The organism is Proteus terrae (genome assembly GCF_003144325.1).
GTDB classification, from domain to species: domain Bacteria; phylum Pseudomonadota; class Gammaproteobacteria; order Enterobacterales; family Enterobacteriaceae; genus Proteus; species Proteus terrae.
The window spans coordinates 283,893-306,627 of the sequence record NZ_PENS01000005.1 but is presented as its reverse complement, the minus strand read 5'-3'; the positions used below and the strand labels follow the sequence as shown (position 1 = coordinate 306,627).

The following is a 22,735-nucleotide window of genomic DNA, read 5'->3' as shown; positions in this document are numbered from 1 at the left end:
ATTAATATCAATTTCATCATTAATATCAATTTCATCATTAATATCAATTTCATCACTAACATTAATTTTATCATCAATATTATTATAGCGATGGAATACAATTTCACCTTTTACTTGGCGATAGATAATTCCTTCTTTATTCTCTAGCTCTAGAAGTACTAATGGTATTGATTTTATTTTATCCGATACTTCACTGATAGACATTATATCTATATCATCTAATTTATATTCCATTTTACTCAACTCATTCTTACAATCGTTAAATAATTTATCTAGCTCATCCTTAATATTTTTTAATGAGAAACTTTCATTTCCTTTTATATTTTCCATCATTTCAGCAAATTTATCTCTAGTGTTTTTATAAATATCCTCACTTCTTTCGTTCAGTTTATATTTAAAAACAGAATAAGGTTTAAATTTCTCATTCATATTACTTTTTTCTTGTGAAGATAAAATTTTCTTTTTCCCTTCTAAATCCAATAAAAATTTTTGTAATTTACGTTCTCTAACACTTAAACCTTCTAAATATTTAGGATCATCATCATTAAAAAAAGGATCTTTAACTATTTTATCTGCAAATTTTTTATTTGGTAATACTGTTAGATAAATGCTATCAATTTTTTTTATGTTCTGATTAAGATTAAGAGTTGTAGGATGCTTATCAAACAAGTTATTTATTTTCAAAATCCTCCTATATATTTCTTTTAAACCTTTTTTTTGCTCTTCAAATTCTTGTTGAGCTTTTAGCTTTTTACTATTAAAAATATTTATTTTAAATAAACTATTAATTTTTTTTGAATCATAATTTCAATGTTTTTCATTGTTGCAAGTGGATACCACTGAACCTCATGAGTAGAATGTGTTCTTGATGGTGAAAATTTTAAATCCCTATAGACATCAAAGAGCATTTCAAATAATTTTAAATCAATTACTTTGTCTTTTTCACTTAATTTTATTTTTCCATAATCAAAAAATTTATTAATATTAATGTTTAATTTTAATAATGATGCAATCGCATTTATTCCTACTGCATTTCTCGGTATTGCGACTTCAGTTTCATTATTGAGCTCTAAATTCACTTCTGACATTAGCAAATAGTCCCAAAGAAATATTCTCGTTATTATTCAATGTGGTATTATCCTTCAATTGATTTAAACTAAAATCTAAACCTTTATCAATAAACTCAACAACATCATCCAAGTCAATTTCAAATGAAAAATTAGATTTTTTATTATGGTTTAAATCAAGATATATACTCGCCGTTAATGGTGAATTAAAACCATAATCTATACTATTATTTTTCCATCTTCTTTTATAACTACCAATACCTGCAGATAAGCCAGCAGATATATTTTCCTCTTTTTTGTTTATAAACGAAAATTTCACCCTATTATTTTCACTTTTTGAAAATGTTATTGAATGTGTTTTTGAATAATTTGCTAATAAAAATAAATTAGCTTTAACTTGGGGAATTAAACTAAATGCATCTATACCAAAAAACGCACGAATGCCATTAAAATGTGTAATAGTGATACTATCTTTTTCTTTTAGATCTTTAACTATAGAATAAACAACTTCTCCTTGAGTTTTTCCATTATTGATTCCTTTAACATATCTGTTTAACACCGCATAATGTAACTTTTTATTTTCTTTAGCACTATGTGAAGCTTTATATTTGTTATTACATGGTGATGTTGAAGTATTTGTGAGCCCTTTTATATTAGAAAGAAATCCTCTAAAACCGGGATCAATACTTTTAGCAATGTCTGATGCCATTTTTTTATATTCTTTTTGTATTCGCTGTTGTTTAGCTTTGGCTAAATGTATTCTTACATTATCAATTATAGATGAAAAAAAATGGAACATGACGACTACTGAAATGACTAGGACTTTGAGAAGAAAATGGTTGTCCTGAATGATAATTATTATAATTATTTTCCCCAACTAATGAATGAAATGATAATGGTGGTTTATCTTTTAGATCTTTAATTTTATACATATAATTCTCGGTTGAAGATATGAAAGAAGAATCCATATAAAACATTTTTGTTCTATTTTCCTCACTTATTTTGACTTGAATTTCATTACTTATGGGTTTAATTGATTTTATTTTTTTATTTTCACTTAATTTTAAATCAAGTTGATGCTCATTATTCCTTGCATCCACTACATCTGCAGATAAACTCGCTGGTAAATTAGAAACAAAAACTTTTCCATCTTCCAACCTCATTGTAAAATTCAAATCTTTCCTATTAAGTTTTAATATATTTTCTTCTTGTTGCCACACCATGTTATCCATACTAGATAAGCAATGCTCTTCAGTATACTTTGGTATGTATTCTTCATATTCAATATAAATGCTCTCTGAGCAATCATCTAATTTATCTTCATTTAAATTATAATCACATTCAATTTTATTAAACTTTATTTTGTATAATTTATTATTCGTCTCTTTATTTTCATCAACATGTTCATCTATTCGTTTAATTCCAATTTTTAGTTTCTTTTTTATCACCATAAATTCCCGAAAGAACAAGATTGGCCATAATTACTTTATTAGTCATTTACCACCTCAAAAATTAAAATTTGAGGTAATATTCAATAAGATAATCTGCAAGAGATATCTATTTGCAGTCAGATTTTTATTACATTATATAAATAATGGAAAAAATGATTTTTTTGAAATTCAGAATAAAAAAAAAGGCAATATACTAAAATTTATCGCCTTTTTTCTAAATTTTCTAAAATTAGAATATAAATAGAATAAACTTAATAACCATTTTTCATATCTACCACACCAAAAGGAGTTTCTCCTTTCTCAATTCGTTGGATATTTTCAACAATCGTATCCATCGCAATATTAGGAATTGTAAAAGCAGCAATATGTGGCGTAATTGAAACACGAGGATGTGTCCAAAAGGGGTGCATTCCCGCTAATGGCTCTTGAGCAAAAACATCCAAAGTGGCATCAGCAATATGCCCTTGATCTATCGCTTCTAATAAATCTTGATCAACTAAATGCGCACCTCGTGCTAAATTAATCAAATAAGAAGAAGGTTTAAGTTGCTCAAAGAGTGAAAAATTCAAAATACCATGTGTTTCTGGCGTATAAGGTAATAAGTTAATTAGCAAATTACACTCTTTGAGAAAATCATTGAGTTGTTCTTTACCATAAAAGCTTTCAACATTTTTAATTTGTTTTTCACTGCGACTCCAGCAACGCACTTTAAAACCAAGTTCAGCAAGTTTAGTCGCAACACTCCCACCTAAAGCACCAGCCCCTAAAACACCAATAACAAAATCATCATAAGAATGTGCAGGAAGTTGTTTCCATAAACGTTGTGATTGTTGGCGTTTATAATCATCCATTCGACGAAAGTAATACATCACTTTAGCAATCGCATATTCTTGCATTTGAAGCCCCATCCCGGTGTCTTCTAAACGCATAACAGGAACACCTGTTGGTAATGTACCCGGCTTTTGTTGTTCTTGTTTTAAAATAGCATCGACCCCTGCTCCTAAGGCAAAAATACCTTTAAGGTGATTGCGACTGGCTAGCATTTCATAAGGAGGAAGCCAAACCATAGCGTAATCTGCAGGTTGATTATCGCCAGGTTCCCAAATGCGTATATTGGCATTCGGTAAACGCGCCTTCATACCATTGATCCATGTTTCTGCGTCAAAAAAAGGATGATAATAAATAATATTCATTTTGCCTTCCTCCAGCATTTTTATCATAGGGTGCGAGGGTTACGTTCTGATTTCAAGTCTCTTTGAATAAGTTGTTAATAAAAATGTTGAGAATGTTAACCAGTTAACGAAATTCTTAATTCTCTGTTCAGTACAACAATCCATATTAGTATTGCTTTACTGCATAATTTGCCTAGCATTTGTGCATATTGTTTTTTATTTGACTGCTTGATACAAAAGTTAAAGGAAAAATGCATTTAGCTGTTGACGCCTATGATCCTTTTCCATATAGTAGCGCCCCGTTGAGAGATGTTAAGTACATATCCAACGACAATACGGTGAGATGTCCGAGAGGCTGAAGGAGCACGCCTGGAAAGTGTGTATACGGCAACGTATCGAGGGTTCGAATCCCTCTCTCACCGCCATATTCTAAGATAGAGCCTAGTTTTTCAGCTAGGCTCTATTTTTTTGTCCGAAATTATCTACACTTTTAGTCTCGTTTTCTCTTCACTGACTTGTTTATATCCAGCAACTTTTCATTTTTTGATGATATTATTGTTAGTATACAACACATTTTTTATTTTATTTTTTACTTAATCGTTTTATTTAATAATTTCTCATCGCTTAATAAGCTTTGATAATTAATTTTAATGAGTTAAAAAAACTTATGTAATTGTTATTTATGTCTATCCGATTTTTATGACGTAAAAATATTTTTATTACTCTATCTCTAAACGACATTTATTCTAAAATAAAACGCTTTTTATAATTTTAAAATAAATTTAAACTTTATTTTCAAGCAAGCAACAGAATAAATACAATAAGATACATTGCGTTATCTATTTAGGTTAACTTATTAGTTTAATTGATTTTATTTTTACTAAGCTTTAAGATATGCATTAATAATTTGATATATCACATTATTATCAGCGAATAAAAGCGATATCCTCTCTTTTCCTTATCGCCGTTATTCGGCATCTGACTTCTTATTTTGGTTTAATCCTAAATGAAAACTCATAAAGTTAACCGGGTTCGCCCCTTTAGTGCATTTATTGATGCATGTGTAAAAGAGCCTTACTCTTTTGCGCGTTTATTAAAAGATATTATTGCAGGGATCACCGTCGGAATTATCGCGATACCTTTAGCCATGGCTTTGGCAATTGGTAGCGGTGTTCCTCCGCAATACGGTCTTTATACCGCAGCTATTGCCGGTATAGTCATTGCTGTTTCTGGTGGCTCTCGATACAGCGTGTCAGGGCCTACTGCCGCTTTTGTTGTGATCCTTTATCCTGTATCACAACAGTTTGGTTTGAGTGGCCTATTGATTGCTACGCTCATGTCTGGCGTTATCTTAGTGGTTATGGGATTAGCTCGCTTTGGCAAGCTTATTGAGTATATTCCTGTTTCTGTAACACTTGGATTTACTTCGGGAATTGCTATCACTATTGCCACAATGCAAGTAAAAGACTTTTTTGGTCTTGAATTAGCGCATGTGCCAGAAACTTATATTGATAAAGTAATTGCTCTAGGCTCTGCATTACCGACTATTCATCTTGGTGATACACTTATTGGCCTGACAACACTGTTAGTTTTAATTTATTGGCCTAAGCTGAATTTACGCTTACCCGGACACTTACCCGCTTTAATCGCAGGTACAGCAGTAATGGGTATTGTGAATATGTTCGGTCATGACGTTGCAACTATTGGCTCACAATTTAGTTATATGCTTCCTAATGGAACAACTGGGCAAGGTATCCCACCTATTTTGCCTCAGTTTGTTTTACCTTGGAATTTACCAAGTTCAGGTACATCTCTTGAATTAAATTGGAGCACTGTTTCTGCTTTATTACCCGCAGCCTTTTCAATGGCAATGTTAGGTGCTATCGAATCATTATTATGTGCAGTTGTACTTGATGGTATGACAGGCAAAAAGCATCACTCTAATGGTGAGTTAGTCGGACAAGGTGTTGGTAATATTGTCGCACCTTTCTTCGGTGGTATTACAGCAACCGCGGCGATTGCACGTTCTGCTGCTAACGTACGTGCAGGTGCAACATCACCTGTTTCTGCTATTGTTCACTCATTATTGGTGTTGCTAACTTTACTTGTATTAGCCCCTTTTCTTTCTTATTTACCTTTAGCCGCAATGTCCGCACTGCTGTTAATTGTTGCATGGAATATGAGTGAAGCACGTAAAGTTATTGATCTTATTCGACACGCTCCTAAAGACGATATTATTGTCTTAGTATTATGCTTATCGCTCACCGTTCTCTTTGATATGGTTATTGCCATTACTATCGGTATTGTGTTGGCTTCACTGTTATTTATGCGTCGTATTGCCAATATGACCAAAATAACTGAATCCCCTTATACTGATGATGATAAACAATTATTAGTTGTGCGTGTTAATGGTCCATTATTCTTTGCCGCCGCTGAGCGTATCTTTAATGAGTTACGTGAGCGTAGTAAAGGTTATAAAACCGTTATTATGCAATGGGATGCTGTTCCTGTGTTAGATGCAGGTGGATTACATGCATTCCAGCATTTTGTCACTGATGTTAAACATGATACCCATGTGATTGTTTGTGATATTCCTTTCCAGCCTTTAAAAACGTTGGCCAGAGCAAGAGTCACACCAATTGAAGATACTCTGAATTTCTATCCTTCATTACAAAAAGCACTGGATGATTTGGAATTAATTCAGTAGCGGTTTAGAATTTCAGATAAAAAATTAACGCCTTTAATCAATATTAAATAAAGATTAAAGGCGTTTTTAATTATGAATAATTATAAGATTTAATTTGAGAAATTATTAATTTCAACGCTCATTCTTAATATAAAAAATAATTCACTTAATTAGGAATAAACGCATTACCAATCCCGCTTCCTTGCACACCCTTTTTTAATAAATCTTGATAAAGTGCATTCATTCCCAACCAGTGATTCTCACACCATTCAGGAGCTAATAAGGTGGGTTTTCTAGCGCTAGCACACACTCGGTGATAAATAATTTCAGGAGGAGTATGGCGGATCATCTCACCCGCAGTATAAACATACTGATCTTGCGTCAATGCATTAATACGCCCTGCTTTCCATGCTTTAGCTATCGTGCTGCCTTCAACAATATGTAATGGGTGTAATTTAAGCCCATCAGTGCCTGTATCTACCACACGCTCTAATGTTTGCATATTAAATAGATGATCTTCTCGTGGCAGTCCAACAATAAGGTGCGTACACACTTTTAAACCACGCCGACGAGCTTCTCGAGTGGTCGCTTGATAACATTGAAAATCATGCCCACGATTAATGTGCTTCAATGTTTTATCATGAGCCGTTTGTAAACCAAGTTCTAACCATACTTCATAGCCTTTATCGCGATAACCTTGCAATAAATCCAATACGCTAACAGGGACACAATCTGGCCGAGTTCCGACACATAACCCAACCATATCCGCTTGTAATAATGCGGTTTCATATAACGTACGTAAGTATTCTACTTCGGCATAAGTACTGGTATAGGCTTGAAAATAGGCAAGATAACGATGCGCACGGTTAATATTTTGGGCTTGCAATGCAATTTGTTCTTCTATCGAATGATATTGTGTTTGCTCATCAGCAAAAGAGGAAACATTACAGAAAGTACAGCCTCCCCGCCCCAATGTGCCATCTCTATTAGGACAGCTGAAACCGCCATGAAGGGTGATTTTATGAATTTTTTCGTGATAACGGCGCTGAAGATCAGCGCCGAACATATTCACAACTGTATGCAATTGCATAACAATTTTATTTGCTGGTATCTAACTCAGGGAAACTTTTAACTAAGTCATCAATGGCTTTGATTTGCGCTAAGAAAGGCTCTAATTTTGCCAGTGGTAACGCTGATGGGCCATCACAACGCGCATTATCTGGATCTGGGTGAGCTTCAAGGAATAATCCAGCAAGACCAACAGCCATCCCTGCACGTGCTAATTCTGCAACTTGCGCACGACGTCCGCCTGATGCAGCACCAAATGGGTCGCGGCATTGTAGTGAGTGCGTGACATCAAAAATAACGGGTGCGCCTTGAGAGGCCTGCATCATGACATGGAAACCTAGCATATCAACAACTAAATTATCGTAACCAAAGTTACTACCGCGATCGCATAGAATAACTTGGTCGTTACCGCTTTCTTTAAACTTATCGACGATATTTCCCATTTGACCAGGGCTTACAAACTGAGGTTTTTTTACGTTGATCACAGCGCCAGTTTTAGCCATCGCTTCAACAAGATCAGTTTGACGCGCTAAAAATGCAGGTAACTGAATAACATCAACAACTTCTGATACCGGTTGAGCCTGTGCAGCTTCATGAACATCAGTAATAATTTTAACGCCAAAAGTTTCTTTTAACTCTTGGAAAATTTTCATTCCTTCTTCTAAACCTGGACCACGGTAAGAGTGGATTGAAGAACGGTTTGCTTTATCAAAAGAAGCTTTGAATACATAAGGAATATTCAGTTTTTGAGTTACAGTGACGTAATGCTCACAAATACGCATGGCTAAATCGCGCGATTCTAATACATTCATGCCACCGAAAAGCACAAATGGCAGGTCGTTTGCTACCTTGATATCACCAATATTCACCACTTTATGTTGCATATTTATCCCTATACTGTTTGTAATGTACTGTGTTAATTAAGTACGTTTCTTAAATTTTTAATGTAGAACAATAGGATTTTGTTCTATCGAATGAATTTGGATTTTGATCATTTCTGAAATAGGATCTTCAGGACATTGCTCAATAAAATAGTTTAAGTCAGAAATCGCCACATGGTTGCACTCTAACTGAGCAAAAATAAGTCCACGATCACGTATTTCGTAGGGATCTTCAGGATCAAACATTAACACCGTTTCACTCGCTTTTAATGCTTGCTCCATATTCTTTTCTTCCATTAAAGAAACTTTTAATGTATCCAAAAGTTTACGAATAATAGAACTGTATTCTGATTCTTCTAAATCTGCCTCTAATAATACAGAGGCGCTACCTACATTCCCTTTTAACCAAACTTCTAAGGTATGTTGTGATAGATATTCACCATTTATTGGATTTAAAAATAGCGGTTGTTCATTAGGAATATCTATTCTGATGATAAGTTGTGTAGGAAAGATAACCGGCACTAACGGTAAATTTAACGCTTGTGCGATATAAATAAGAATCGAACCCAGTGAAACAGGAGAGCCTACGTGTGTTGCTAATACTTTATCTAACCATAACGTATCAGAAAGGCAGTATTTGCCACTTGCACCACTAAAGTGCCACTGTTTATAAAACAGTTTGAGGAGTGCTTCTATCTGCTCTTTGGTATTTCCTTGTTGGGGAATTTCAGCTTCTGCCTGTTCAACTAACTGCGCTAGTTGATAACCAACAGAAGTGGTCGGAAAATCAGGTCGAATAGCCTGAGAGATAAGGATCATGCCCTTAACTAAAGGGGCTTTATTAAATTCGTAATCAGCTATGGTTTCTATCATAATTCCAACGACCTACTGTCACTCGCTCATTACCGCCATAATCACGGAAAGTTTCCACACAGCAGTAACCCTTATCAATAAAAATATTGCGTACACCTTCGCCTTGTTGCCAGCCGTGTTCCAGTAACACCCAGCCATTATCAGTTAAAAACTGACGAGCACTTTCAATGATAATCTCAATATCAGCAAAACCATTTTTACCAGCAACTAATGCGGTTAAAGGTTCAAAACGAACATCCCCCTGATGAATATGCTCATCATTTTCATCAATGTAAGGAGGATTACTGATTATCATACCAAATTGATACCCAGAGAGTGAACTAAACCAACAACTTTCCATAAATTCTGTGTTGTTTAATGCTAAGTTGGTCGCATTCTCTTGCGCTAATGCCACAGCTTCAGGTTGAAAATCCACACCAATAATATGGCAATCTGGACGTTCTGATGCCATTGCTAACGCAATAGCACCAGTTCCTGTTCCTAAATCAAGAATACGGGTCGGCTCTGAAGGTAGTTTTTCTAATGCTTTTTCAACAAGGCATTCTGTATCTGGACGAGGAATTAATGTTGCAGGTGAGACTTTTAAAGGTAGTGACCAAAACTCTCTTTCACCGACTAAATAAGCAATAGGTTCACCTTTAATACGTCGAGTCAGCAATTGCGATAATTGTGTTAATTCGTCTGGCGAAAGTACTGTTTCATTAAAGGCAATTAAATAAGTGCGGGTACGTTGTGTCACGTACCCAAGTAGAATTTCAGCATCACGTTTAGGGCTGTCACTTTCAATTAATTGCAAGGCTGCTTCACGCAGCCATTGTTCATAATTCATTAATTCAACTCAGAAAGTGCAGAAAGTTGATCCGCTTGGTACTCAGTTACAATAGGCTGAATTAATGGATCTAATTTTCCTTCCATTACTTCATCTAAACGATAAAACGTGAGGTTGATACGGTGATCAGTTACACGACCTTGTGGGAAGTTGTATGTTCTAATTCGGTCAGAACGGTCACCAGAACCCAACAAGTTACGACGTTCAGAAGCTTCCGCTTCTTGGCGTTTTTGTATTTCAGCCGCACGAATACGTGCACCTAATACAGACATCGCTTTGGCTTTGTTTTTGTGCTGTGAACGCTCATCCTGACATTCCACCACAATTCCTGTTGGGATATGCGTAATACGGATAGCAGAATCGGTGGTATTAACGTGCTGACCACCCGCCCCTGAAGAACGGAATGTATCAATACGCAAGTCACTTGGACTGATTTCAGGTAATTCAGCTTCTGGTACTTCTGCTAATACAGCAACCGTACAAGCAGAAGTATGAATACGGCCTTGAGATTCCGTTTCAGGAACACGTTGAACACGGTGACCACCTGATTCGAATTTCAATACACCATAAGCGCCATCGCCAACTACTTTTGCGATAACTTCTTTATAGCCACCATGCTCACCTTCGTTAGCATTCATGACTTCAATACGCCAACGACGTGACTCTGCATAACGGCTATACATACGGAATAAATCACCAGCAAATAATGCCGCTTCATCTCCCCCTGTTCCCGCACGAATTTCAAGGAAACAGTTAAATTCATCATCAGGATCTTTAGGCAGTAACAGCACTTGTAACTGTTGTTCTAAATCATCATTTAATGCTTGTGCTTCTCTCAGCTCTTCTTGTGCCATCTCTTTCATTTCAGGATCATCAAGCATCATTTCTGCTGCTTCAATGTCGTCTTGCACTTTTCGCCATTGGCTAAAACAAGCCGTGACGTCAGTTAATTGAGAGTATTCTTTTGAAAGCGCACGAAAACGCTCCTGAGAGGCAATAACATCAGCTTCTGACAGAAGTGCCTGAATTTCTTCATAACGCTCTTGTAGAGCTTCCAACTTAGCGACAATAGAAGGCTTCATTCGTAGATTAAGATCCTGTTAGACAAAGTTAATTATGGGTAATACCCAAACTTTCACGTAATAGATTCAGGCGTTCAATATCACCATCACTGGCAGCCTGTTGAAGAGATTTTGTTGGTGTATGAATAAGACGATTCATCAATTGATGAGAGAGCTGTTGGATGACTTTTTCTGCATCCGCTCCGTTTTGTATCAATGTGATGGCTTTTTCTGTCATTTCTGCACGTAACATTTCAGCACTGTCTCGATATTCTCGAATTGCACCCACAGCACCTTGTGCTCGCAGCCAATCCATAAATTGCCCACTTTCTTGCTGGACAATATGTTCAGCTTGAACCGCAGCTGCTTGGCGTTGTTCACGGTTATGTTGAATAATCGCTTCTAAATCATCAACGCTATAAAGATAAACGTTATTAAGCTTTTCGACATCTTGTTCAATATCACGAGGAACCGCGATATCCACCAGTAACATTGGTTGATTACGTCGTTTTTTAAGCGCTCTTTCAACCATTCCCTTACCAATAATCGGTAATGGGCTTGCTGTAGAACTAATGACAATATCAGCCTGTGCAAGACATTCATCAATATCTGATAATGTAATGACTTCAGCATCAACTTCATTTGCTAAACGCTGAGCACGTTCTTTTGTTCGATTAGCAATAATGATTTTTTTGACTTGATGTTCACGAAGATGGCGAGCGACTAACTCTATTGTCTCACCGGCCCCCACTAATAAAATAGTCAAAGAAGATAACGATTCGAAGATTTGACGCGCTAATGTACAAGCCGCAAAAGCAACAGAAACTGCGTTAGCACCAATTTGAGTCTCTGTTCTCACTCTTTTCGCAACTGAAAAAGATTTCTGAAACAGGCGTTCCAGCTCTGAAGAGAGCGAGTGATAATTTTGAGAATCGGCAAAGGCTTTTTTAACTTGCCCTAAAATTTGAGGTTCACCTAATACGAGAGAATCTAAACCGCTTGCCACTCGCATTAAATGACTGACAGCTTGATTATCTTGATGCCAATAAACACTGCTTTTCAGTTCATTTGGCTCTATTTGGTGATATTGACATAACCAGCGAATAAGCTGTTCATGGCTATTTTCTTTGTCTTCCATACTAAGATAGAGCTCAGTACGGTTACAAGTAGACAGCACGACACCACCTCTGACAGCGGGTTGCTGTAAGAGGTTATTCAAGGCATCACCCATGGTATCGGGAGAAAAAGAGACTTTCTCACGTAAAGCAACGGGGGCTGTTTTATGATTAATACCTAATGCTAATAACGTCATATCAACTATATCGAGTTATGAATAAATACCGCCTCGCGACTTGACTTAGTGTAAACCTAAAACAGCGCATTTAGTATGGACTCTTCATTTCCGCCATTCTACTTGATGAACAGATTCAATAAAAGAGCTTACTTGAGTGATAGGAGATTTCTATACACAATTTAACGAAATATCGTTATATCATAAGGTTTATGATACTCTTTTTTTCAACTAATAACGAATTAAAGGAATGTCTCAGCTATGCGTTCACGCTTTTTTTCAACCAAACAACTGCTGCGCCTTATCCCGCTAACGGCGTTGTTGCTGAGTGCCTGTAATCTAAATCAGATAAAGACTCAAGGCTCGGCATCTGATAGCGATGTGCAATGGCAAGCTCGCCAACAAGCATTAAAACAAATTTCACAATATGAAACCCGAGGTGCTTTTGCTTATATCGAAGATACAAACAAAACCTATGCCCGATTCTATTGGCAAGACAGAGCCGATGAGCGTTATCGCTTATTGCTTACTAATCCTTTAGGCACAACAGAACTCGATTTAAATGTCATGCCTGGTGTGATTGAAGTTACCGATAATAATGGTAAAAAATATTATAGCGATAACCCTGCTGAGATGATTTACCAGCTCACAGGTATGGTTATCCCACTCAAAAACCTGCGTGCTTGGCTCATTGGTTTACCGGGTGACGCAACTGATTTCACGTTAGATGCTAATCACTTACTAAAATCTGTTACATTACCTGCCCCTGAAGGCGATTGGATTGTGACTTACCAAGCTTATGATTCAAGTACCACACCCAATCTGCCACAGCGCCTTGAGCTAAAACAAGGTGAACGCACTATCAAATTAAAAATGGATAACTGGGATATACAGCAATGACTCTAAGTTGGCCTTCTCCCGCCAAATTAAATCTTTTTCTCTACATCACGGGGAAACGCCCTGATGGTTATCATAATTTACAAACGTTATTTCAATTTTTAGATTATGGTGACACACTCACTATTACACCTCGTGATGATACCCAGTTAACTATCTTGACGCCGATTGATGGTGTAGAAGATAAAGATAATTTAATTATTAAAGCCGCTAAATTACTTCGTGATTATTGCCACCAACATAATATTCCTTTGCAGTATCACGGCGCAGATATCAGTATTGATAAAAAACTTCCTATGGGAGGTGGCTTAGGTGGAGGTTCCTCTAACGCAGCAACGACATTAATCGCACTTAATTACCACTGGCAAGCGGGTCTAAGTGATGAAACCTTAGCCGAATTAGGGGTAAGTTTAGGTGCAGATGTTCCTGTTTTTGTAAAAGGTCATGCCGCGTTTGCCGAAGGCGTTGGTGAAATTTTGACCCCAGCAGAGCCAAAAGAGCAATGGTATTTGGTCGCACACCCCGGAATTTCCATTCCAACACCGACAATCTTCACAGATCCAGAATTAAAACGTAATTCTCCTATTCGCTCTCTTGGCGCATTATTAAAGGCTCCGTTCGAAAATGACTGTGAAATGATCGCAAGAAAACGTTTTCGTGAGGTTGAATATCTGCTTTCGTGGCTGTTAGAATATGCACCGTCACGCTTAACTGGGACAGGTGCCTGTGTGTTCGGTGAGTTCGACTCACAAGTTGCCGCTAGTGAAGTGTTAGTTAACGCCCCTGAGTGGGTGCATGGATTTGTAGCGCAAGGCGCCAACATTTCTCCTCTGCATTTATTCCGCTCAAGGATACCTGTGTTATTGCACCCGTAAGATGATGTTTACAAACCTTATGTTCATAAACACGTTCTTTACTGGTCAACAATATCTCTCTCTGGACGCAAGCCTGAGGTTTTTCTCGTGCCCGATATGAAGCTTTTTGCTGGTAACGCAACCCCGGAACTGGCTCAACGTGTTGCCAACCGACTCTACACTAGCCTAGGAGACGCGGCTGTAGGTCGTTTTAGCGACGGTGAAGTCAGTGTGCAAATCAACGAAAACGTACGTGGTGGTGATGTATTTATCATTCAATCAACCTGTGCACCTACTAATGATAACTTAATGGAATTAGTGGTCATGGTTGACGCATTACGTCGAGCTTCCGCTGGTCGTATCACTGCTGTTATTCCTTACTTCGGTTATGCCCGTCAGGATCGCCGTGTTCGTTCAGCCCGTGTTCCTATTACGGCAAAAGTTGTTGCGGATTTCTTATCTAGTGTAGGCGTAGACCGTGTTTTAACCTGTGACTTACACGCAGAACAAATCCAAGGGTTCTTTGATGTACCGGTTGACAATGTCTTCGGCAGCCCAATTCTTTTAGAAGATATGCTTCAAAAAGATTTGGACAACCCTATTGTTGTTTCTCCAGATATTGGCGGTGTTGTTCGCGCTCGCGCTATCGCTAAGCTTCTGAATGACACTGATATGGCTATCATTGATAAACGTCGCCCTCGTGCTAACGTTTCTCAAGTTATGCATATTATTGGTGATGTTGCTAACCGCGACTGTATCCTTGTTGACGATATGATCGACACAGGCGGTACATTGTGTAAAGCAGCTGAAGCGCTTAAAGAACGTGGTGCTAAACGTGTATTTGCTTACGCGACTCACCCAATCTTCTCTGGTAATGCTGTTGAGAACATCAAAAGCTCTGTTATTGATGAAGTGGTTGTCTGCGATACAATTCCGTTATCAGCAGAAATCAAAGCATTAAATAAAGTCCGCTCATTGACCCTTTCTGGCATGCTGGCTGAAGCAATTCGCCGTATTAGCAATGAAGAGTCAATTTCTGCGATGTTTGAACATTAATTTGTTATAACATTCATTGCAATTTGAGATAACTAAACCCGCTATAGCCTGTGCTATAGCGGGTTTTTTGTTATTTTTTCTAGAATAAGAATTTTAGGCAACAAAAAACCCGTTATCATTAAACGGGTCTATAGGTGTGTATTACAACACATAATGATAACTATTATTCACTTAATATCAGTTATTAACTTCATTATTATTTTTATCTAATCTGATATTTACTTGTGATAATAATATTATGGGTAACGGTGATTGTCATGACGACGATAACGTTCATCATGGTTACGTAACCACCAATATCTTTCTGCTATTGTTTCTCTACCACCAATACGGGCGCCGGCTAACCAAACCAAAGCACCAATAAAGATCCCCATTAAAGAGATATCTGATAAAAACTCAGGGAGTCCTAATGGGAAAATATGAGTAAGAAGCGTATAACCGAGACTACCGAGCATAACAATCATCCCCGTAGCCATACATAAATTACCAATTGCATATGCATGTTTATATTTCATGTTGCACCTCCAAGCGCGTCGTCAGACGATTCAACAACAAAATACATCAAATAACCTATCGAATAACCTTTCGTTCTTTGCAGTTATTATAGCCATAAATACTAAGGAGTTATTGTCGAAGGGATCACATCGCTCCGAAATTTATTGACAAATCTTAACAAAAAATGTGTTTTTTTCTTTTAAAAGAAGGAAATGACGCCAATTTTGTCATTTTAGCTCTTTTTGTTAAATCAAAAAGCAGTCATTCCCTCCACTTATCATTCCCAAAAAACATTCTATGTAATCTATTTTGTGCTTCTGAGCTTAGACAGGTAAACTATGGCCTTTCTTTTAAGACGATAACAGTGAAAGGCTATTGTGAGTAAAATTAAACTTATCGTCGGGTTAGCAAACCCCGGTGCAGATTATGCCCAGACTCGCCATAATGCGGGAGCTTGGTATGTTGATTTATTGGCTCAACGTCATCAACAATCTCTAAAAGAAGAGAGTAAATTCTTTGGTTACACCGCTCGCATTAATTTGAACGGTAATGATGTTCGACTATTAGTACCTACAACTTTTATGAACTTAAGTGGTAAAGCGGTACAGGCGATGGCAAATTTCTATCGTATCGAGCTTGATGAAATTTTAGTTGCACATGATGAACTGGATTTACCGCCCGGTGTTGTCAAAATGAAGTTAGGTGGTGGCAATGGCGGTCATAACGGATTAAAAGATATTCAAAGTAAGTTTGCTAATAATCCGAACTTCTATCGTTTACGCATTGGTATTGGTCACCCTGGTGATAAAAATAAAGTTGTTGGTTTTGTATTAGGCAAGCCACCAATGAATGAACAAAAATTAATTGATGACGCTATTGATGAAGCTCTTTCATGCACAGACATTTTAATGCGTGATGGTTATGAGAAAGCAATAAACCGCTTACATAGCTTTAAGGCGTAATCATTATATTGATAAATTAAGTAATTTTAATATTCAGAGGCTAAAACGCCCCTCTTCTTTTGTGCGATTAATCCCTGATGATTTAATCAAACAGGGATTTGCTCTATAATAGCGCCAAATTTTTTTAACAGCACACAACAGGAATACTCCCTCCTGTTGTTTTTATGTGACAAGGTGAACGTTTATGGGATTTAAATGTGGTATCGTCGGTCTGCCTAACGTAGGGAAATCTACACTGTTTAATGCCTTAACTAAGGCAGGTATTGAGGCAGCCAACTTCCCATTCTGTACTATCGAGCCAAACACAGGTGTTGTTCCAATGCCTGATCCTCGCTTAGATAAACTAGCTGAAATTGTTAAACCACAGCGTATTTTACCAACAACAATGGAATTTGTTGATATCGCAGGTTTAGTAAAAGGTGCATCTAAGGGTGAAGGTTTAGGTAACCAATTCCTAACAAATATTCGTGAAACTGAAGCGATTGGCCATGTGGTTCGTTGTTTTGAAAATGACAATATCATTCACGTTGCAGGTAAAGTTGATCCTGCTGAAGATATCGAAACCATTAATACTGAATTAGCCCTTTCTGACTTAGATACCTGTGAACGTGCAATGCACCGTAATCAGAAAAAAGCAAAAGGTGGCGATAAAATTGCTAAAGCAGAAATGGAAGTGTTAGAAAAATGCTTACCGCATTTAGAAAATGCAGGTATGTTACGCGCTTTAGATTTAACTGAAGAAGAAAAAGCAACTATTCGTTATTTAAGCTTCTTAACGTTAAAACCAACAATGTATATTGCAAACGTTAATGAAGATGGTTTTGAAAATAACCCATATCTTGAAACTGTTCGCAAAATAGCAGAAGCAGAAGGCTCTGTAGTTGTTCCTGTTTGTGCCGCTATCGAAGCAGATATTGCTGAGTTAGAAGATGCAGAACGTGAAGAGTTTATGCAAGATTTAGGTATTGAAGAGCCTGGCTTAAACCGTGTTATTCGCGCAGGTTACTCATTATTGAACTTACAAACTTACTTCACTGCTGGCGTTAAAGAAGTACGCGCATGGACTATTCCTGTAGGTGCAACGGCACCACAAGCGGCAGGTAAAATCCACACTGACTTTGAGAAAGGCTTTATCCGTGCTCAAACTATCGCTTATAACGATTTTATCACTTACGGTGGTGAGCAAGGCGCTAAAGAAGCAGGAAAAATGCGTGCAGAAGGTAAAGAATATATCGTTCAAGATGGCGATGTAATGAACTTCTTGTTCAACGTCTAAATATTTCCCATATAATGACAAACCACGTAATTTGAGGAAAACTCAAATACGTGGTTTTCTATTAGTTAATAAATAATAAGATAAAATATATATTCCATTTTTTCTTAAAATAAATATTTATCTTTATTGATTTAGCCACTGTAAAGGTACTATTTTTCGATAAATTGGCTCAAAGTGTTTATTTGCATATTTTTTCATCTTCAGTAAAGCACCTTTAATTTTAGAATACCTGTACATATTGTATTCAGAAAATGTATCAATCCATTTTGTATATTTATTACCCATCAATTCTACATTTAATTCATTTGCTTTATTTATTAATGCACATGCATAACTTAACATAGGTTGATAGTATTCTTTTATATATACATCAAAAGTAAAATTATATACAAAATCAATGAACAATATAGCAAGACTTAGTAAATATTTAGATTTTTCTTTATTATCTAACGACGTCAATTCAAAAACCTTACAAATATCTTCATAATGTTCAGGCTTAAGTAAAATCTTTTCTTTTTTATCCTCTGGAATGAGTAATAAATTTTCAAATATTATTGATATATCTTTATACTTTTCAGTATCAAGAAAATCTTCCTGAGAAGCTGTAGGTATGCCCATCCATTTTGATTGGAATTTTTTTTGATAGTCACTAAGCTTAAGTAACGATAAAAACTTATCAATTTTAATTTTATTAACAGACATATTATAATTATTTCTGAAAACTTTAAAAACCTCACCAAATAAATAACTATTGTTAATATGATTATTTTTTTACATACTTTTCATTAATATAATAAAAATACTTATTACATTTTACATCACACTCAATATATTTATTAAATAGCATTTTAGTTATATTTTTATGATTAATTATCATAGCATTATTTTTACTAATAAGAATGTAATTATTATATTCTTTACTTCCCCAGTTAACACGATAACACCCGTTACTACAATTAGTTTTTCCCACAAAAGGCTTTACTTCCTTAAGTTCAAGATATCTGTTATATAAAACTCTAGCTTTCTCTCTAATTTTTTCATCATCATGATAAAGAGATAAAGTCATTAATTTAATAAAACTACCACAATCAGATTTATCGTTCTAAAAATTGTAGAAATCATGATGAAAAATTTATTTACCCACACAAATGATTCGATTTTAAAATCATAAAATTAACTATTTTTAACTTTACTTTGATATAAAAGAGTTTAATAAACCCCATCAATAACCACATTAAATATCAGAACGAATTAAGTTAATAAGGTTTATTAAATCACAACAAAAAATAATCTATACTTATTTTTTAAGTACACAACTATCACACGCTATTCAATAACAATTAAAACATTTGAAAAATTCATGTGTTGGTTTAATAATAAATTTGATAGTCAAGCAATGGCTATCTTTATTTAATAAGGATCGGTTTTATTATGAACAGCAGTCTTAAATATAACATGCGAGATAATAGCGATATTAAACAGAATAAAGAGAGTGGTTGCCTATGTGGGCAAGAAATAATAAACAACTTAAATAATTATATTAATAATCATCCCGAATGTACTATTTATCAAAATTCATTAATGAGTAGTTTAATTGCGGGTGTATATGACAGTGATATCACTATTGCTGATTTATTAAAGCATGGTGATTTTGGTTTAGGAACATTCAATCAACTTGATGGTGAATTAGTTGCATTCGACAGTAATGTTTTTCAGCTACGCTCTGATGGTAGTGCGCGAAAGGCATTAAATTCTCAAAAATCTCCTTTTGCTGTAATGACATTTTTTAATTGTGATATTGAACATCACTTTTCTTATGGTGCATCACAAAAAGAAATACACAATGTAATTAATCAATATGTTCCTTCCGATAATTTATTTTGTGCAATCAGAATTGAAGGCGAATTTGAATTAGTTAAAACACGCACCGTTCCTCGCCAAGAGCCTCCCTACCTTCCGATGTTAGAGGCTATCGAGAATCAGCCTATTTTTACCTTTCACAATGAAACAGGGACTATTGCGGGTTTTCGCTCACCACAATTTACTCAAGGAATAAATGTTGCAGGGTTTCATGAACATTATATTAATCAACAACGCCAAGGCGGTGGTCATGTTCTTGATTACTACTTAAAAAAGGGCACATTACAAATCGGCATCATTTCTCGCCTTACCATTGATTTACCCAGCCAATCCGCTTTTCTACAAGCTAACTTAACGCCAGACAATCTCCATCAAGCAATAGAAAAAGCCGAAAATTAATTTAAAAGTCACTTCATTTTATTCTCAATCCAATTTTTTATTCACTTGCAAAATCAAAGAAGGTTATATGAATACTCCTCATTGGAAATGTGGTGCAGATTTAGTTGTCAAACAGTTAGAACAACATGGCATTAAACAAGTATTTGGTATTCCGGGGGCAAAAATTGATCGTGTATTTGATTCTCTTGTTGATTCCAGCATTGAAACAGTGGTTGTTCGTCATGAAGCTAACGCCGCATTTATGGCAGCTGCGGTTGGTCGTTTAACAGGTAAAGCGGGAGTAGCTATCGCAACATCAGGGCCAGGATGCTCTAATCTTGCGACAGGCATTGCAACAGCAACGTCTGAAGGTGATCCATTAGTTGCATTGGGAGGATCAGTAAAATCCTCCGATAGATTAAAACTGGTTCATCAAAGCATGGATACCGTTACCATGTTTAATCCTATTACTAAATTTTGTGCTGAAATTGATTCTTCAAAATCAATTTCCGAAACTTTGGCTAATGCATTTCGCCATGCAGAATCAGGAAGACCGGGCTCCGCTTTTTTAACTTTCCCAATGGATATTTTAAATAATGAAGTGAGTAGCCCAATATTAGTACCTAAATCAAAATCCAATATTGGTAGTGCAAATAATGATGCCATCCAAGAAGCTGTTAAATTACTGCTGAATGCCAAAAGCCCCGTTATTTTATTAGGACTACAAGCTAGTTACCCTGAAAATGCATTAGCATTACAAATGCTACTTGATACTTGCCCTCTCCCGATTGTAGGTACTTATCAATCAGCAGGTGCGATTGCTCAGCGCCATTTTCCTTTATTTGCTGGTCGTATTGGTTTATTTAATAATCAACCGGGTGATGAGTTATTATCTCACGCTGATTTAGTCATTACTCTGGGTTATAGCCCTATCGAATATGAGCCGTCATTATGGAATCATAATAATGCCAGTATTATTCATATTGATGAGATCCCCGCTGAAATTGATTTAGCTTACTGCCCTGATTTAGAATTAACAGGCAACATCAAATTAACAATTAATAATTTAACTCACTATTTTACTAAGCAATCCGCATCTCAAATTACACTCTCAAATAATACTCGTCAGGTTTTAGAGAAAATTCGTCACCAAAGAGAAATTCTGCAACAAAATAGTTATTTTCGGCATGGTTCTCCTATTCACCCTTTAACCATCATCCATGAGATGCAAAATATTATTGATAACGATGTAACACTCTGCATTGATATGGGGAGTTTTCATATATGGCTCGCTCGTTATCTTTATAGTTTTAGAGCAAGACAAATGCTGATTTCAAATGGACAACAAACAATGGGGGTTGCATTACCTTGGGGAATTGGCGCTTCTTTTGTTCGTCCATCCGATAAAATTATTTCTGTTTCTGGTGATGGTGGTTTTATGCAATCGTCCATGGAATTAGAAACCGCAGTTCGTTTAAATACCAATATCTTGCATATTATTTGGGTGGACAACGCTTATAATATGGTAGAAATGCAAGAGCAAGAAAAATATGGTCGTTATTCTGGTGTAAAATTTGGGGCAATTGATTTTAAACGTTACGCTGAATCCTTTGGTGCTAAAGGATTTTCTGTTGAATGTGCTTCTCAATTACGTACTGTTTTACATGAAGCAATAGCTGTAGATGGTCCAGCAGTACTTGCTATTCCTGTTGACTATCGAGATAACGCTAAACTAATGGAACATATTGATTACAATTTAATTATTTAGTGTATTTTAAACTAATCATATAAAAGCCCCAGCAATATAAAATATCACTGAGGGCTTTCTAATGTAGCGCTACTGTTTGTTTTTATTTAAATATTCAGTGACACGAGTTTCAATATTTTTATGCTCACTCCTTGATAAATTTATTTTCCTGATTGGATATTTATATCTACAAGTTCACCTTCGAACAGTAATAAAGTCTATTCTGTATTTTTGCTAGCCCCACCTGATACAGGTCCAATCTTTTCTTTCTTGAAAAATAAACCTAAAATAACAATGATTAGCGAAATAATTAATCTTTTACTTATTTGATTTAAGTATCGCTTTTCCTATTTACACCCGTCAATCGTTTAGGATAACACCATGCTACAATCACCTCATCTTTCTTCTCATGCTCGATTTATTGCGCTTCGCCTTCTCCCTAATGAGGATGTGATTATGGCATTACGACAGATTATTAAAGAACAAAATCTGAAATCGGCATTTATTGCAGGTTGTGTGGGAAGTTTAACAGATGTGGTATTACGCTTTGCAGGTCGCGAAGAAAATCGCTATCTTACAGGTAAATTTGAAATTGTTTCACTGATTGGAACATTAGATGACCAAGGTGAACATTTGCATTTAGCGGTTTCAGATGAAAATGGATTAATGTGTGGTGGACATATGATGCCAGGTTGTACAGTGCGCACGACGCTAGAGCTCGTTATTGGTGAGTTAGAGCAAGTGACTTTTAGCCGTCAGCCTTGTGAACACTCTGGTTATGAGGAGTTGGTCATCACACCGCGTAAATAGCCTTTTTATAAAAAAGCACTA

Annotated in this window: 22 protein-coding genes, 1 tRNA gene and 1 pseudogene; 10 read left to right on the top strand and 14 right to left on the bottom strand. The window is 36.0% G+C overall.

The annotated features are described in order from the left end of the window. From DK857_RS06240 to ghrA, 5 genes and pseudogenes are all read right to left on the bottom strand, one after another. Positions 1-684: pseudogene (locus DK857_RS06240) on the bottom strand (hypothetical protein); the annotation flags it as partial. An 83-nt stretch (positions 685-767) separates the two neighbouring features. After that, positions 768-1,088 carry a hypothetical protein gene (locus DK857_RS06235; RefSeq protein WP_109401791.1) on the bottom strand — a complete coding sequence of 107 codons (321 nt, stop codon included), beginning with the start codon at positions 1,086-1,088 and terminating at the stop codon, positions 768-770. Beyond that, entirely contained in the window at positions 1,060-1,866 is an 807-nt protein-coding gene (locus DK857_RS06230; RefSeq protein WP_109401790.1) for a hypothetical protein, read from the bottom strand. The genes DK857_RS06235 and DK857_RS06230 overlap by 29 nt, the downstream gene beginning before the upstream one ends. Beyond that, positions 1,838-2,515, bottom strand: a complete 678-nt coding sequence (locus tag DK857_RS06225) for a hypothetical protein (RefSeq protein ID WP_157957596.1) — start codon at positions 2,513-2,515, stop codon at positions 1,838-1,840. Before DK857_RS06225 ends, DK857_RS06230 begins: the two co-directional genes overlap by 29 nt. A gap of 254 nt (positions 2,516-2,769) precedes the next feature. Beyond that, positions 2,770-3,711 (bottom strand): glyoxylate/hydroxypyruvate reductase GhrA, encoded by a 942-nt coding sequence (ghrA, locus tag DK857_RS06220; protein ID WP_109393852.1) that lies wholly within the window; start codon positions 3,709-3,711, stop codon positions 2,770-2,772. Positions 3,712-4,027: 316 nt separating this feature from the next. Here ghrA and DK857_RS06215 point away from each other — a divergent pair. After that, positions 4,028-4,115 (top strand) — tRNA-Ser (locus DK857_RS06215). 581 nt (positions 4,116-4,696) lie between these two features. Continuing rightward, on the top strand, positions 4,697-6,397 hold the full coding sequence (gene dauA, locus DK857_RS06210; RefSeq protein WP_109393853.1) for a C4-dicarboxylic acid transporter DauA: 1,701 nt from the start codon (positions 4,697-4,699) through the stop codon (positions 6,395-6,397). A gap of 145 nt (positions 6,398-6,542) precedes the next feature. On the opposite strand, the gene DK857_RS06205 is transcribed toward dauA, so the two are convergent. From DK857_RS06205 to hemA, 6 genes are read right to left on the bottom strand one after another with little or no spacing between them, the layout of a single operon-like run. Beyond that, on the bottom strand, positions 6,543-7,466 hold the full coding sequence (locus DK857_RS06205) for a TIGR01212 family radical SAM protein (protein WP_109393854.1): 924 nt from the start codon (positions 7,464-7,466) through the stop codon (positions 6,543-6,545). Between the two features lie 7 nt (positions 7,467-7,473). Continuing rightward, positions 7,474-8,328 (bottom strand): 3-deoxy-8-phosphooctulonate synthase, encoded by an 855-nt coding sequence (gene kdsA / locus DK857_RS06200; protein ID WP_109393855.1) that lies wholly within the window; start codon positions 8,326-8,328, stop codon positions 7,474-7,476. 57 nt (positions 8,329-8,385) lie between these two features. Continuing rightward, positions 8,386-9,195 carry an invasion regulator SirB1 gene (gene sirB1, locus DK857_RS06195; RefSeq protein ID WP_167392447.1) on the bottom strand — a complete coding sequence of 270 codons (810 nt, stop codon included), beginning with the start codon at positions 9,193-9,195 and terminating at the stop codon, positions 8,386-8,388. After that, positions 9,179-10,027 (bottom strand): peptide chain release factor N(5)-glutamine methyltransferase, encoded by an 849-nt coding sequence (gene prmC / locus DK857_RS06190; RefSeq protein WP_109393857.1) that lies wholly within the window; start codon positions 10,025-10,027, stop codon positions 9,179-9,181. The genes sirB1 and prmC overlap by 17 nt, the downstream gene beginning before the upstream one ends. Beyond that, a complete protein-coding gene (prfA, locus tag DK857_RS06185; protein ID WP_109393858.1) occupies positions 10,027-11,109 on the bottom strand; it encodes a peptide chain release factor 1 in 1,083 nt (360 codons plus the stop codon). Before prfA ends, prmC begins: the two co-directional genes overlap by 1 nt. 28 nt (positions 11,110-11,137) lie before the next feature. Continuing rightward, entirely contained in the window at positions 11,138-12,400 is a 1,263-nt protein-coding gene (hemA, locus tag DK857_RS06180; RefSeq protein WP_109393859.1) for a glutamyl-tRNA reductase, read from the bottom strand. A 240-nt stretch (positions 12,401-12,640) separates the two neighbouring features. Here hemA and lolB point away from each other — a divergent pair, with 240 nt between their 5' ends. The 3 genes from lolB to prs all read left to right on the top strand — a co-directional run bounded on the left by lolB (position 12,641) and on the right by prs (position 15,186). Further along, positions 12,641-13,279 (top strand): lipoprotein insertase outer membrane protein LolB, encoded by a 639-nt coding sequence (gene lolB / locus DK857_RS06175; protein WP_109401788.1) that lies wholly within the window; start codon positions 12,641-12,643, stop codon positions 13,277-13,279. Continuing rightward, positions 13,276-14,151 (top strand): 4-(cytidine 5'-diphospho)-2-C-methyl-D-erythritol kinase, encoded by an 876-nt coding sequence (gene ispE / locus DK857_RS06170; protein ID WP_109393861.1) that lies wholly within the window; start codon positions 13,276-13,278, stop codon positions 14,149-14,151. Before lolB ends, ispE begins: the two co-directional genes overlap by 4 nt. Before the next feature lie 87 nt (positions 14,152-14,238). After that, a complete protein-coding gene (prs, locus tag DK857_RS06165; protein WP_036912921.1) occupies positions 14,239-15,186 on the top strand; it encodes a ribose-phosphate diphosphokinase in 948 nt (315 codons plus the stop codon). 236 nt (positions 15,187-15,422) lie between these two features. Here prs and ychH read toward each other — a convergent pair whose 3' ends face one another. Then, positions 15,423-15,701 (bottom strand): stress-induced protein YchH, encoded by a 279-nt coding sequence (ychH, locus tag DK857_RS06160; RefSeq protein WP_109393862.1) that lies wholly within the window; start codon positions 15,699-15,701, stop codon positions 15,423-15,425. 357 nt (positions 15,702-16,058) lie between these two features. Between ychH and pth the strand changes: the two genes are divergently transcribed. Both pth and ychF read left to right on the top strand, forming a co-directional pair. Then, positions 16,059-16,643, top strand: coding sequence for an aminoacyl-tRNA hydrolase (pth, locus tag DK857_RS06155; RefSeq protein ID WP_109393863.1), 585 nt, complete (start codon positions 16,059-16,061; stop codon positions 16,641-16,643). A 184-nt stretch (positions 16,644-16,827) separates the two neighbouring features. Then, the gene (gene ychF, locus DK857_RS06150; RefSeq protein WP_072064039.1) at positions 16,828-17,919 is read left to right on the top strand and encodes a redox-regulated ATPase YchF; all 1,092 of its coding nucleotides are present in this window, start codon (positions 16,828-16,830) and stop codon (positions 17,917-17,919) included. A 123-nt stretch (positions 17,920-18,042) separates the two neighbouring features. On the opposite strand, the gene DK857_RS06145 is transcribed toward ychF, so the two are convergent. Then, positions 18,043-18,621, bottom strand: a complete 579-nt coding sequence (locus DK857_RS06145) for a hypothetical protein (RefSeq protein ID WP_109401787.1) — start codon at positions 18,619-18,621, stop codon at positions 18,043-18,045. 61 nt (positions 18,622-18,682) lie between these two features. Beyond that, positions 18,683-18,985: a hypothetical protein gene (locus DK857_RS06140; protein ID WP_109401786.1), complete on the bottom strand. Its 303-nt coding sequence runs from the start codon at positions 18,983-18,985 to the stop codon at positions 18,683-18,685. Positions 18,986-19,350: 365 nt separating this feature from the next. Here DK857_RS06140 and budA point away from each other — a divergent pair, with 365 nt between their 5' ends. The 3 genes from budA to DK857_RS06125 all read left to right on the top strand — a co-directional run bounded on the left by budA (position 19,351) and on the right by DK857_RS06125 (position 22,714). Beyond that, positions 19,351-20,178: an acetolactate decarboxylase gene (gene budA, locus DK857_RS06135; protein WP_109393865.1), complete on the top strand. Its 828-nt coding sequence runs from the start codon at positions 19,351-19,353 to the stop codon at positions 20,176-20,178. Between the two features lie 67 nt (positions 20,179-20,245). Continuing rightward, the gene (alsS, locus tag DK857_RS06130; RefSeq protein ID WP_109393866.1) at positions 20,246-21,925 is read left to right on the top strand and encodes an acetolactate synthase AlsS; all 1,680 of its coding nucleotides are present in this window, start codon (positions 20,246-20,248) and stop codon (positions 21,923-21,925) included. 360 nt (positions 21,926-22,285) lie between these two features. Then, entirely contained in the window at positions 22,286-22,714 is a 429-nt protein-coding gene (locus tag DK857_RS06125) for a PPC domain-containing DNA-binding protein (RefSeq protein WP_075670997.1), read from the top strand. Positions 22,715-22,735 lie beyond the last annotated feature (21 nt).